The 11,462-nt window shown below is 57.5% G+C and carries 14 protein-coding genes and 1 pseudogene; 4 read left to right on the top strand and 11 right to left on the bottom strand.

Features of this window, described 5'->3' with window-relative positions; genetic code table 11:
- Positions 1–301 precede the first annotated feature (301 nt).
- The 5 genes from RDV48_26860 to RDV48_26840 all read right to left on the bottom strand — a co-directional run bounded on the left by RDV48_26860 (position 302) and on the right by RDV48_26840 (position 3,293).
- Entirely contained in the window at positions 302–925 is a 624-nt protein-coding gene (locus tag RDV48_26860) for an N-acetylmuramoyl-L-alanine amidase (GenBank protein ID MDQ7826452.1), read from the bottom strand.
- A 154-nt stretch (positions 926–1,079) separates the two neighbouring features.
- On the bottom strand, positions 1,080–1,421 hold the full coding sequence (locus RDV48_26855) for a hypothetical protein (GenBank protein ID MDQ7826451.1): 342 nt from the start codon (positions 1,419–1,421) through the stop codon (positions 1,080–1,082).
- A 50-nt stretch (positions 1,422–1,471) separates the two neighbouring features.
- Positions 1,472–2,275 (bottom strand): cyclase family protein, encoded by an 804-nt coding sequence (locus RDV48_26850; protein ID MDQ7826450.1) that lies wholly within the window; start codon positions 2,273–2,275, stop codon positions 1,472–1,474.
- 18 nt (positions 2,276–2,293) lie between these two features.
- A complete protein-coding gene (locus tag RDV48_26845; GenBank protein MDQ7826449.1) occupies positions 2,294–2,935 on the bottom strand; it encodes a DUF362 domain-containing protein in 642 nt (213 codons plus the stop codon).
- Between the two features lie 34 nt (positions 2,936–2,969).
- A complete protein-coding gene (locus RDV48_26840; GenBank protein MDQ7826448.1) occupies positions 2,970–3,293 on the bottom strand; it encodes a hypothetical protein in 324 nt (107 codons plus the stop codon).
- Positions 3,294–3,414: 121 nt separating this feature from the next.
- Here RDV48_26840 and RDV48_26835 point away from each other — a divergent pair, with 121 nt between their 5' ends.
- Positions 3,415–4,005, top strand: a complete 591-nt coding sequence (locus tag RDV48_26835; GenBank protein MDQ7826447.1) for a Uma2 family endonuclease — start codon at positions 3,415–3,417, stop codon at positions 4,003–4,005.
- A 131-nt stretch (positions 4,006–4,136) separates the two neighbouring features.
- Complete coding sequence (locus RDV48_26830) at positions 4,137–4,547, top strand: hypothetical protein (GenBank protein MDQ7826446.1); 411 nt, start codon at positions 4,137–4,139, stop codon at positions 4,545–4,547.
- A 98-nt stretch (positions 4,548–4,645) separates the two neighbouring features.
- Here the strand turns inward: RDV48_26830 and RDV48_26825 are convergent, their stop codons facing one another.
- From RDV48_26825 to RDV48_26815, 3 genes and pseudogenes are all read right to left on the bottom strand, one after another.
- The gene (locus RDV48_26825; GenBank protein ID MDQ7826445.1) at positions 4,646–5,797 is read right to left on the bottom strand and encodes a hypothetical protein; all 1,152 of its coding nucleotides are present in this window, start codon (positions 5,795–5,797) and stop codon (positions 4,646–4,648) included.
- 142 nt (positions 5,798–5,939) lie between these two features.
- The gene (locus tag RDV48_26820; GenBank protein MDQ7826444.1) at positions 5,940–6,107 is read right to left on the bottom strand and encodes an ion channel; all 168 of its coding nucleotides are present in this window, start codon (positions 6,105–6,107) and stop codon (positions 5,940–5,942) included.
- Between the two features lie 2 nt (positions 6,108–6,109).
- Positions 6,110–6,336, bottom strand: a pseudogene (locus RDV48_26815) (hypothetical protein).
- Positions 6,337–6,681: 345 nt separating this feature from the next.
- On the opposite strand from RDV48_26815, the gene RDV48_26810 reads away from it, so the two are divergent.
- Entirely contained in the window at positions 6,682–6,837 is a 156-nt protein-coding gene (locus RDV48_26810) for a hypothetical protein (protein ID MDQ7826443.1), read from the top strand.
- Positions 6,838–7,290: 453 nt separating this feature from the next.
- Entirely contained in the window at positions 7,291–7,779 is a 489-nt protein-coding gene (locus tag RDV48_26805) for a hypothetical protein (GenBank protein ID MDQ7826442.1), read from the top strand.
- Between the two features lie 68 nt (positions 7,780–7,847).
- Here the strand turns inward: RDV48_26805 and RDV48_26800 are convergent, their stop codons facing one another.
- The 3 genes from RDV48_26800 to RDV48_26790 all read right to left on the bottom strand — a co-directional run bounded on the left by RDV48_26800 (position 7,848) and on the right by RDV48_26790 (position 11,386).
- Positions 7,848–8,279: a hypothetical protein gene (locus RDV48_26800; GenBank protein MDQ7826441.1), complete on the bottom strand. Its 432-nt coding sequence runs from the start codon at positions 8,277–8,279 to the stop codon at positions 7,848–7,850.
- A 122-nt stretch (positions 8,280–8,401) separates the two neighbouring features.
- On the bottom strand, positions 8,402–10,804 hold the full coding sequence (locus RDV48_26795) for an HNH endonuclease signature motif containing protein (GenBank protein ID MDQ7826440.1): 2,403 nt from the start codon (positions 10,802–10,804) through the stop codon (positions 8,402–8,404).
- A 426-nt stretch (positions 10,805–11,230) separates the two neighbouring features.
- Complete coding sequence (locus tag RDV48_26790; GenBank protein MDQ7826439.1) at positions 11,231–11,386, bottom strand: hypothetical protein; 156 nt, start codon at positions 11,384–11,386, stop codon at positions 11,231–11,233.
- Positions 11,387–11,462 lie beyond the last annotated feature (76 nt).

Here is an 11,462-nt window from a genome sequence, read left to right as displayed (position 1 = left end):
ATTCTTTGCCTGCGGCAGGGAGGATTATCAGCAGAAGCTTTCTTCCGCCCATCAGCTGCTGTCAGGGGGGCAGTGACCTCCCCGTGAGCCTCTCTGAAGGCGCCGGGCATTACCGGCGGCCTGGCTGCGCCACAATGGTGTATCTCTCGCAGGGGAGAGGGTCCCATTTCCCGTCATCGGGAAGATCGGGCTTGCCTGGATCAACATTGCCCGCCTGCATCTTTGTGAAATACTCCTCTATGCCCTCGCCGATGGCCTCTGCGACGGTATGCCGGAATGCAGGATCCTTGAGCTTCTCCTCTTACCCGGCATTGCTCATGAAAGCTGATTCGGAGAGCACGGCGGGCATATCAGTGTACTTGATGACATAAAACTGCGCGGGAAAAGCGCCGCGGGGGTGCAGTCCCAGTTTTTCCACCTGGTGATCGAAGACGGTCTTCGCGAGAAGCTTTGATGCCGCGCTTCCCTTTTTATAGTAATAGGTTTCTGTGCCGCCCGTCTCGGGATTGTCCGAGGCATTGTTGTGGATCGAGACAAAGATATCAGCTTTGCTCTCATTGGCCACTTTGACACGGGCGCCAAGTTCAGTGGATCCCGAGACGGCATCCGTCAGGGAGGTGTCGGTATCCCTTGTAATGATGACCCTGGCGCCTTTGCTTTCGAAGTACTGCTTCAGGTTCAGCGCTATATCAAGATTAGCCTCTTTTTCCGTGAGCCTGGTCGGTCCCACGGCGCCGGGATCGTCGCCGCCATGGCCGGGATCGATGCATATCTTCTTGTCTTTCAATGATGAGGCGGCCTCTGAGAGCTCAACGCCATCAGGTCTTACTGCAGGGCTGTCGCCGTCGCCTGCCTGCCTTGCCCTGCCGGAGGCCCCGTATTCGCTGATGTCTCCCATAGCCCGCCGTGATGAGATGCTGTCCATGTCCTTTTCTTCACTTTACCGCTCAATATAAGCGTGATAAACTCCACACTCCGCGCAAGAACCCTCTTAAAGTATACCGTGACCACTCTCAGGAAACCATTTCAGAAATGTTAACTGATGGCCAGGAAATCCGCCCGTGCGGACAGTTCACCATTCACTCCAGCGCAATGAACGCGGTGCGCCGGGGAGCCCCGTCCAGCGAGCGGGTGATGTGGCCATGGCCGGTAGTATCCTCGGCGAGCAGGATCTCGCCGGCCTGGATGATTCTTTTCGAGCCGTCGGCCACCTCTATCTCCACGGCGCCGTCCAGAAAGATTACATACTGTCTCTGGGGAGCGTTGTGATAGTCATAGTAACTGTTGAGAACCAGGAACATGACGCTTTTTGTATTCTGGGCTGCTGAGAACTTGCCCAGGGGACCGGTTTCCATGGGTATCTCGCAGTCCTCAAAATGAGACTCGCCATCGTCGCCTGTATAGAGTCGGAGGATCTTCACAGGTGCTCACTCCTTTCTCCAGGGCCTCCGGTGGGATTGCCGGAACCCCGTCACTCATCGTAAATGAGGGCCACGGGTCTCACCCACCCTGCGCTGGCCCTCTTAATCTTGATCGGAAAACAACAGACCCTGAAGCCGTGGGGGCGGCCGATGGCCGATAGATTGGCCATCTTCTCCATGTGGCAGTACCCGGTTTCAATCCCGGCAAAGTGGGCTTCCCATATCACCCTTGAGTCTCCCGTCCGCTGGAATTCCCGGGCAAGATATGGCAGGGGCCTGTCCCAGCTCCAGGCATCAATCCCGGTTATTCTGACCCCTTTTTCCGTGAGGTACAGAGTGCTCTCCCTGGTCATCCCCGCTCCGCGGGAAAAGTACCGGGAAGTGCCCCAGGCCTCATCGGCTCCGGTCTGAACCAGGACGATGTCAAAGGGTTTTATTTCATAGCCAATCCTTTGCAGCTCCTTCTGCACATCTTCCGCCGATATCGGTTCCCCATCGGCCTTGTGGCGGAAATCCAGCAGCACGCCATCATGGAAGCACCACTCCAGGGGGATTTCGTCGATGGTCAGAGCAGGCCGGCCGCGGTCCATGGTCGGGTGGTAGTGATAGGGGGCGTCAAGATGGGTCCCTGAATGAGTGCCCATGCTCACCGTCTCCACGGCCCACCCCAGGCCGGAGGGAAGGCTTTCCCGGGTGATCCCGGGAAAGAACTCTTTCATCGCCTCTCTCCCCGCGGCATGATCCCGGTATTCCACTTTTGGAATCGTGCCGGGAGGATCGCCCGGAAGATCCGATTCGATGGCAATGCTCAAATCGACTATACGCGGAGGTTTCTTTGACTTTTCCCTGTGCATGCTCTTTACCGCATTCTCCTATACCTCTATCAGCTCATACTCCATGCTCCCGATCTCCCCGGCATGTTCAAGCTGCACCATCCCGTCCCTCTCGGGATGAGTCTCCCTGAAAATGTCTCTGCCGCAGGCTTTATTCACCTGATCGAGGCAGGCCTTGTCAATGGCCACGGGGTCGCGGGATGCGAAGATTCCCACGTGGGGGGCGATGCGGGGATTTTCCTGGCCCCAGCAGTCGCACTCCTTGTTGATGTCTATGGCGAAATTGATGAAGCACGCCTTCTTCCCCCTGAGGACGGCACTCGCATACTCGGCCATCTTCTCCTGCACAAAACCCCCCGATACCACATCCACGAACATCGCCATCGTGGGGCAGGCGCCGATGCAGCTTGCGCATCCTATGCAGAGCGACTTGTCGATGAGCGATGCCTCATTTTCGATGGTTATCGCATTGACGGGGCAGACATTTATCATCCTGGCAAACACGGGCTTCACGAAGGCAGTGTTTCCCTCCTCGCCGAAATGCATCTTCACCGCTACCTTCTCACCTCTCCCGAGGAACTCGAGCACTCTGCTTCCTTTCAGGAGTCTGTCAAGCTTCTCGCTTATCATGGCATCGGTATCAGAGTCCATCACAGGCACGAAATACACCTTGCTTTTCATTTCCACGCCTCCCTCAGTATAGTGTATAATACCCTCATTGCAGCTCGAGGGCGTAATCCGCGAGCTCCAGGATGGTTTCCCGCTCCCCGGCCCTTGCCAGGTAATAGTAATCTCCCATGGCCCGGGCAAAAATGGGGGGCATCTCCCCTTCCGCGAGCAGGCAGGCGCCCCACCTCTGCCTCATGGCTTCGTGAGAGTGGGCGTATCCTTTCTGCATCTTTCTGCCGATATAGCAGCAGTGGTATTTCCTCGAATAGGACGAGCGGAACTCGTTGAAGGCGATCATGTTCGCCCATTCCTGATAGACGTCAATATCGCTGGCATTGAGTATCCTGCACTTATTCCACGGGAGGGGCATATTTCCCCCCGGTGAAGGGCGAACACTATCCCACCACGGCGACAAGGTCTTCCAATGTTTGATGCGCTCTTGAAATTATGCTATACTGAAGATGGATTCGAGAGCGCGGGAGATGATCCTGATGGCCGACTCTGCTCAGCCCATAAGGGTATATGTGACCTATGAAGATTACCTTGAGCTTCCCAGCGACGGCAAGCGCTATGAAGTGATTGAAGGAGAGCTGTCTATGAACCCCGCACCGAATCTCGATCACCAGAGAGTCTTGAGAAAGCTTGAATTTACTCTCCTGGAGCATATAGAGAAAAACCATCTCGGGGAACTATTTTTCGCTCCCGTGGATGTCATCCTCTCCGATATCAACATAGTGCAGCCCGACCTGGTTTTCGTATCGGAGGAAAAGAAATCCATAATGCTGAAGAAAGGGATATTCGGCGCCCCCGACCTGGCAGTTGAGATCCTTTCGCCAGGCACGTCCCGCCTCGACAGGGTCTCCAAGTTCCAGGCATACAGCCGCCATGGTGTCTGCTGGTACTGGATTGTTGACCCCGACAGCCAGTCGCTCGAGGAGTACCAGCTCCAGGGCGACAGGTACGCGGCAGGCGCCAGAATGGCCGGGAATGATGTTTTCCATCCCGGCATCTTCCCGGGTCTTGAAATTCCCCTCTCCTCCATCTGGCCCGCCCATCCTGCCCCCACCAATGGTCATTTTTGACCTTTTCATCCGTTTCCGTCCAACATAAGGCATCTGGCGACAGCCTTTTATCCTCTCTGTAGAGGTGGTGAAGGATTCCGGGAGACACACAAAGAAAGAAGCACCAGGTTCAATTGTCAGGAGGTGATTTGATGCACAGCTGCCGTGCCCATAGATTCATTTTTTTTGCCGCGGTGATGCTCCTCGTGATCTCTGGATCTGCTTTTTCACAGGCGAGGCGTGCGACAGACTCCCTGATCCTGCCGGGATCGCCATCGGGCGAGGTGAAGGATGGGGTTCTCATGAGGCCGAAGGGTGCCACCATCCTCGAGGTATTGAGCACCAGTCCTCTCGTGAATCGGATTCGCATTGAGCAGACGGATCTCTCCGTGCCGGCCATCGGCACGAATCCCAACAGAGTGTTTTATGACGGCGATCCCCTGAGAATGACCAATAGGAGACTGGACATGGCGGGAGTGAACAAGGTCCGCTTCACTGTCTGGGTAAGGGGCGAGCGAAGGATTGCCGAGGCAGTGAGACTCGAGTGGGAAGCCGGAAGGTGATCGGCGCCTCTTTTCGCCAGGCACTATTGTTACCGTTCCTACTGCCATGACAGTGAGTATGGCAGTGATGGCTGATCCTGGAAAACCGTGAGAGAGGCTCAGAGCGCGCTCTCGGCTTTCACTTTCCCCACCTTGGCGCCTGCAGGGCTCTCCGGTATCGTTGGCGCCTTCGGCGCCGCGGTCTCCGCCTTTTTCTCCCCGGCTTTTTCTTTGTCCCCCTTGGCGAAAAGGAAGATATGGAGGGTTTCCAGTGTTTCCAGCAGCCCTGCGAGCGCGATGGCCCCCACGGAGCCGTCAGAGAGGGCAAAAGTCCGCAGCCCTTCCTTCATGAAGCTCGAAGGCATGGCGCCGACGAGGTTCTTGGATTTCTCCGTGAGAGGCTTCTTTATCACTCCGAGCTTTCTTCCCGCCTTGTCGGCGGCATCGCCCATCTTGTTGCTCAGGTTTCTGAAGAACTGGCTGAAGCGCGGGCCCACGATGGGGCCAAGGGCTCCCGCCGCCGCGTTGACGGCCACGGCGGTCCCCAGGCCGACGGGGGAGAGGCCGATGGCGCACAGCCCGGCCCCGAAGGCGGCCGCGGTGGCGCCGCTCACCAGGCTCTTGAGCCAGGTCTTGTCGGTCTCCACCCAGCGCTCCGAAACGGCGGCGCCCAGGCCTGCCGTTATCTTGGAAGGCCCCGAAATAAAGGGCGCAGAGAGCATGCAGGTGTTGCCGGCGGCATCCCTCACCTTGGAGTTGGCGCTTCCCCTGAAGACCTGGAAGCCTCCCATCAGGCCGCCCACGATGAGCCCCTTGGTCACGCCGCCCATCACGCCGGCGGCCCCCAGGGCCGCCCCCATAGCCGCGCTTGCGGCGGCGCCCGCAATGACTCCCTTGAGAGTCGAATCCATCTTTATCTCGGTGAAAATGCCGAGGGTCGTCGATACCACCCCGGTGAGCATACCCGGAAGGCCGGCCATCGAGAACCCCGCGGAGGCCGATGCCGAGGCCGCCTGGAGGTAGGAGGGCTTCTCGAAGTTGCCCCCCGTGGTTTCCTGAGGTGAAGTCCACCTGTCGATGGCCTTCAGGACATTTTTCGCTTTTTCGGTGAGGGTGCCGGCCAGGGTCACCTTATCGCCCTGGTCCGCCTGTTCCGTGCCTGCGGTTCTGCCGGCAGTCCCGGCATGATCTTCTGTTTTCTCCGGGTCCCCGGCCCTGATCTGAAGGGGAGCCTGTGATATGCCCTGCTGCGAAGTCGGTATGGTATTCATGCTGCACACTCCTTCCCATGCTATTTTACACGATGGCTCCCCGAATTTCCAGAGTACCGATGTAAACAATTTGAGAACTTTTCTCCACCGGCGGCAGGGGGGTCATTTTCTCCGGTAGTTCCTGGAGAAGCATTTTTCTGCCTCAACGGTGCCGATAAGGATCAGCGCGGCCCAGGTCGCTGTGGAAGGTTATGTCGCTGAAGCCCAGGGTGGTCATCACCGTGAGGGTCCAGAAAATTCCTGTGAGCCAGCAGTGGGAGTGGCCCTCGTAGGCCATGATATAATGGAAAGCCACGCTGAAGAAGCCCATCATCAGGATGAGCAGGGCGATGAACCTGGGCAGTATCCCCGTGTTGGTCTGGACGGTCTTCCTGCTCTTGTGCTTCCAATCTCTCCCTCCCCTTCTCCAATGTTTCTGAAAGGCTCATAGACTTCCTCTGTCATCCACAGTGCAGGAGCACTGCGAGTTTACGCGCCACTGCCACAACAGCGAGCTTTTTCGCTGCCTTTCCACCTCTCTAGACCATGTGCAATCCCCAGGCCTCAGATCACAACCCTTTCCAATCGGTTTTTCATATTCCTTTATCTTTGCAGTCATTCGGTAGATCATGCGAAGTTTTCGCGGATTCGCCACGAGTACCTCATGGCCAGGCTCTCAGCAATCCGTCAATCCACATTGAATGGGTTACCACTGGACAGAGTCTGATATAAAATATATCATAAAAAATGCTCGCTTCAGGCTGCCTGTTTTGAGCGTTCTTGTCAAATTTCCGGCCTTCCACCGGCCCTGGCGGAATCCCGGCCTCGCATCGAGTCGCAGAGACAATCCCGGAGATCAGGGAGTTCGTGGAGCGCCGCAGGGGCGACATAGCGGAGTTCACCGAGTGACTCTGAAGTCCACAGACCGCCTGAAGGTCCACCTCGCACGCGTCAGGCAGGCCAGGCCCCTCACAGTGAACATCAACGACTCCATGAGAAAAATCGGCTACGGCGTGACGACCGCTCGGGCATGGCGTGGACAGGGACCTGGAGCGCCGTGAAGCGATGAGTCATGCTTTTATGAAACAGAATTGACTGCAAAAGCCGGGGGCAGTCGGCGTTCCCGCTCCTCTCTCCTTATTCCTGCCTGAGAACGGCGGTCCTCCAAAGATTGTTGATATGGGAAGCCTTTAAGACTGCTTTGAGATACCAGGCTGAAATTGCCTGCTCCCCGTCCTGCAGACAGAAATACAAGGGCCTCACTGCGGCGGCGTGGACCCGGTGCGTCGTGCAGCAGTGAAGAGGGAAAAGCAGGAGAATGCAGTTTCTATGGAAATAATAAGAAAAAGGGGCATGGCGCCTGAGGGCACACCTTATAAGGCCCGGAGGCTTCCTCCCCGGAAATCCGGAGGTGCGGCCTTATGTGCAGATCCATGGCTGCGTGCCTGTTGATTGGAGCTGCCCTCGTGGCGTACGCCTTCTGCGGAGAGCGCCCGGCAGGGAGAGGAGCCTCTATGGAAAAAAAGCCCGCAAAAGAAGTCAGCTTCACGGAAGGGCTGGAAATCGCTCCCTCGGGCAGGCTGCTGGAGTGGCTGAAGAGGGAGGGCGCCGGCTCGCCGGGCGACAGAAGGCAGGTCAGGATCCCCGTGGTAATAAGGTTTCAAGGCTCACCACCCCTTTTCATCAAGGATGCCTTTATCGGCCTTTCCGTCAATGAATGTGAAAAGAGCCCCCTCTTTCTGCAGCTTGATGACAGCGCTCTGGGGATAGCGCTCTTGCAGCGTCTTGCCGGTGAATGCCCGGAGGGGCAGCAGTGGTGCGCGGTATGGCTTGAAGGCTACTGGGGAGCATTATGTGAAGGCATCCATCGCCACGAGGAGTCGGTCGGCACAGGGGCAGGGCCCGTGAAGTGGCCCTTCGCCGTGCGCAGGATTCATGGAAAAGTCGTTGATGCGGATCGGGAAAAGAACGCAAGGATCTTCATAGAGTCCCGCACTCCATAGGAAATGCGCTTTCTCATCCCATGCGCTTTTCCTGGTGATCCCCGCACCGGCTTTACCGAAGAATTGCACTATTGAGCACTCTCAGGGAGGCGGCAGATGAAAATAATCCTGTTCTCCTGCGCGCTCATTCTCCTTCTGGCAGGAGGCTTCGCCGCCTCAGCCGTACCCGGGCCTGAAAGCTCTCCCTCAGGGGAAATAGGGTCATATTCAACTTCCTCATATTCGACTTCCTCATTCTCGAAGTCTTCGGTTTCTTCATCGCCGCTATCTTCAGGCTCCCCGTCGTCTTCGGCTTCCATGGCTTCTTCTGCCCTTCTTTTGCGGATCTCCATGAGCCTGCTGACCCATGAGGCCGCTCTGACCGCGAGAATCAGCACAAGGAAAGGGGAGAGGAGCAACAGTATCGATGCTGCTATGGAGAGAAGCAGAAAGATCAGATTGACAGTCCCCATACCCTTATTATAGGGGCTGACCGGAGAGATGTCTGTGACATTTTTCACAGAATGAAAACCGCCTGAGAACTCTCCGGACGCCTCTGCTCCTTTCGCTCGGCACCGGGGAGAGGATGGCGCCGATCCAGAGCACATGGCAGTGATTGTCCACAAAGCCGGGAGTGAGCATTTTACCGCCGCCGCCTCCCCCTTTCATAGACCAGGAAGGGCGTGCCTTCCGAGAGGGAGCCGAAGGTGAAGGTGAGGCCATCGGGAGCCCTGCCCTTGACAGTGAGGGTCCGGAGGCCGTGGAGGAGGTGGAGGTGGCAGGCTTCACAGAGGGTGATGAGGTTCCAGGGGTCATCGGTGCCGCCCTGGGAGCGCCTGATGATATGGTGCACATGGAGATTACGGCGGCATCGGCAGCCCGGGGATTGGCAGCGGAACCGGTCGCGCTTCAGGATTTTATGGTGATGGGCCGCCTTTTTCAAGGTTCCCTCGGTGACAAGATAGTCAGCGAGGAGCGCCGCAAGGAATTTCTCTTCCGGGAGGATCGGGCTTTCAGCGCCTTCCACCTGGGAGAGCCTGGCGAGAAAGATGTGGGCCGCGAGGTTCCAGAGCACCTCAAGCTCCCGGGGGAGGAAGAACTTGATCATCATGGCGCCCTTCACTGCCCGGAAGGGGTCTTGTGATGAGAGGATGTCCCTGAGAAAGACCTCCTCGGGGCTCTCACCCCGGGGAATGGTGCAGGCTTCCCGGGCTTTTTCCAGTGACTGATGACACGAGCACAGGGCATTTTCGCATCCATGCCCATGGGGTGCCTGCTCCTCCCCGTTGCATACCCCCGCATGCAGTTGATCGCTCCCCGACTGGTTTTCGAGGCCCGCACACAGGGTGGATTTTTTTTCAATTTTCATGGAGGCTTCAGAGGCCATCATCTCATCGACATCGCTGAAATACTTCCAGGGCGCATCAAAGCGCCTGTCTCGGCCTGCAACGAGCTCCTCGTCGTCTGACGCGAGAGGCCACGAAGAGCAAAGAGAGGGGCCTTGATACCAGGACCCTATCCTTATGCAGTCCTGCACCTCCGAAGGGAGCTCGTGAAACCTTTCGTCGGTGACGTAGCGGAAGCCGGGAAGGAGCGCATAATTGTGGGGGACCAGGCAGTCATATTCAAGGATCCGGGCGACACGCCCCGCCTCTTCCCGAAGGTCCGCCGTGGGCACGCTCGCGGCATAGGCAATCCACTGCGATTCATTCCTGGGGTCCACGAGGGGAAGAATGAGGCGTGCCTGCTCCCTGGTGATGACACCTTTCCTGAAGGCATCTTCGGTGAGGGAGTGGCGGCGGAATCCCTGGGCGAGCCTGATGAGCTGACGGGTCTGGGCCATCGAAAATCCGCAGCGCTCCCCGGCATAGTCCTCGATGAACTCATAGCCGAGAAGGCGGTGGAGCTGCCGCTCATCCATCGCCCGAAGGAGCATTCCCGAGGCCACGTCGAGCCTCTGGCGGATGGAGGCGGCCTTTATGAGGCGATTCGCAATGGCCCTGGCGTCTCTTCCCGGCCAGGCCTCTTCCAGCCACGACGGGAAATGGATGCTCCAGGGCTGCTCCCAGGGCGAGCTGAAGGAAAGGCCTCCGAAGGCATGCCCGACAACCTCATCGGGATCGCTCACACGCCGGTTTCTCATCCGCCTTTTCAGGAGGGGGACCCGGGAGAATATGGGGCGGCTCCCCTCGCTATCGATGGCAGGAAGCTCTGGAGTGATCTCCCCGGAAGTCAGGTAATTGGCGAGAAGCGCCTCGACAAACCCCGCGACAGGCCCGTCATAGTGCTCTTTGTCCCGGAAGAAGGAGAGGGCGAAGTCCCAGGTGAGGGCAAGTGAGGGCGCCACGCTGAAATACATCATTGTGCCCTCGTCTCCGGCTTCGGGAGCACCTGCGGAAACGGGAGCCGATCCGGCCTTCCCTTCGGCGAGGGCCTTCTTCACTTCCCCCTCGAGGCCGCACAGGGAGCGCACCTCTGCAACGGCGAGCCACCGGGACTCATTCTCAGGCGTCGCGACCCTCGAGAGATGCCTGAGGGCGCTCTTTGCGATTCTGCCCTCAAGATAGGCCTCCCGCGTGAGGGGGAGCGCCCTGAGAAGCTCGAAGTTGTGCATCAGCTCCGACGCGGTGCGCCCCGAGAAAGAGAGATGCTCCGTGGCGAAGGTCCCCATGGAGCGGTATCCTAATTGATCAACCCCCTTTGTTTTCAGAGTGACGAGAAGGCCGCCGAGTATAAGATCCAGTGCCATGCGGCCGTGGACTGCCTCGCAGATCAGAAAATCAATGCGCGCTGCCCGCTCATCCCTGTCGATGGAGCCGAAGGTGATATCCTCCGTGAGCTTTTCCGCCTCTGGGATAAGGCCTTCCCTGGTGATCTTGACCAGGTGCTCGGGCCTGCGGAGGGTTCCCGAGGGGAGCTCATAAGGCTCAGGGAGGAGGAGCATGTCCTCGTAATCATTGGAAGGCAAGGAATCACCGAGGTGAAGAAGCTCTTCTTCATCAGGGAGAAACAAGGTATCAACGGATTGGGTTACATGTGTATCCATGGTTATATCATAGCATATCAATGAAGAAATATCAAACAGGTCTCCCATCAAAAACCCCATGACAGCAGCGTTGAAAGGCCATCGCTGGATGTCCTCCAGAGACCCCGGAAGGGCCTTCAATATCAAAAATGACCCCGAAAGCCGCTGTGCGCCAGTCAGCGAGCGGCTGGGCCGGTTTCCGGGCATTTCAATGCGGACCTGCCTCCTGGCAAAAGTATTTTGTAACCGTTCAGCCCCTCACCAGGAACAGCTGATAGTGGATACCTTCCGTCATCAGATCATGGATATGCCGCTTCTGGCTGTTGCAATCGTCGATCATCTGCTGCACGCGATGAGATGCCCCACATGCAGAAAGGTAACACGCGCAGAGCTTCCAGAAGGTGCAACCTGGAGTCCTTTCCGGCCTGGCTCTGGTCCGGGGTGGCCCTAGACCTGACGGTTGCCGAAACCTGCAGGCGGCAGGGACTCAAGCTCATGAATTTTCTTGTTGATGGGGTCAAAGCCCACGCAATAGGGAAACCTGCTCCGTCTCTCCTGCCGGTTCCCTCTGGTTGATTGTGAAGTGCAGGTGATGTGCGTCATTGATTCCTTAAAATTTCCCGATCCAAGTCTTGATCCTGAAATATCTTCTTTGTGTTTCTTGAGGTCAAGAGCTGGG

It is taken from the genome of Candidatus Eremiobacterota bacterium (assembly GCA_031082125.1).
Classification (GTDB): Bacteria; Vulcanimicrobiota; CADAWZ01; order CADAWZ01; family Ess09-12; genus Ess09-12.
The sequence above is the reverse complement of the archived record's forward strand: the minus strand, read 5'-3'. Positions and strand labels throughout refer to the sequence as shown.

What these genes read in the sequence shown, in the direction of transcription:
- RDV48_26860 (MDQ7826452.1), bottom strand. Translation starts at nt 925, where the DNA reads ATGGACAGCATCTCATCACGGCGGGCTATGGGAGACATCAGCGAATAC.
- RDV48_26850 (MDQ7826450.1), bottom strand. Translation starts at nt 2,275, where the DNA reads ATGCACAGGGAAAAGTCAAAGAAACCTCCGCGTATAGTCGATTTGAGC.
- RDV48_26845 (MDQ7826449.1), bottom strand. Translation starts at nt 2,935, where the DNA reads ATGAAAAGCAAGGTGTATTTCGTGCCTGTGATGGACTCTGATACCGAT.
- RDV48_26840 (MDQ7826448.1), bottom strand. Translation starts at nt 3,293, where the DNA reads ATGCCCCTCCCGTGGAATAAGTGCAGGATACTCAATGCCAGCGATATT.
- RDV48_26835 (MDQ7826447.1), top strand. Translation starts at nt 3,415, where the DNA reads ATGGCCGACTCTGCTCAGCCCATAAGGGTATATGTGACCTATGAAGAT.
- RDV48_26830 (MDQ7826446.1), top strand. Translation starts at nt 4,137, where the DNA reads ATGCACAGCTGCCGTGCCCATAGATTCATTTTTTTTGCCGCGGTGATG.
- RDV48_26825 (MDQ7826445.1), bottom strand. Translation starts at nt 5,797, where the DNA reads ATGAATACCATACCGACTTCGCAGCAGGGCATATCACAGGCTCCCCTT.
- RDV48_26820 (MDQ7826444.1), bottom strand. Translation starts at nt 6,107, where the DNA reads ATGGGCTTCTTCAGCGTGGCTTTCCATTATATCATGGCCTACGAGGGC.
- RDV48_26805 (MDQ7826442.1), top strand. Translation starts at nt 7,291, where the DNA reads ATGGAAAAAAAGCCCGCAAAAGAAGTCAGCTTCACGGAAGGGCTGGAA.
- RDV48_26795 (MDQ7826440.1), bottom strand. Translation starts at nt 10,804, where the DNA reads ATGGATACACATGTAACCCAATCCGTTGATACCTTGTTTCTCCCTGAT.
- RDV48_26790 (MDQ7826439.1), bottom strand. Translation starts at nt 11,386, where the DNA reads ATGACGCACATCACCTGCACTTCACAATCAACCAGAGGGAACCGGCAG.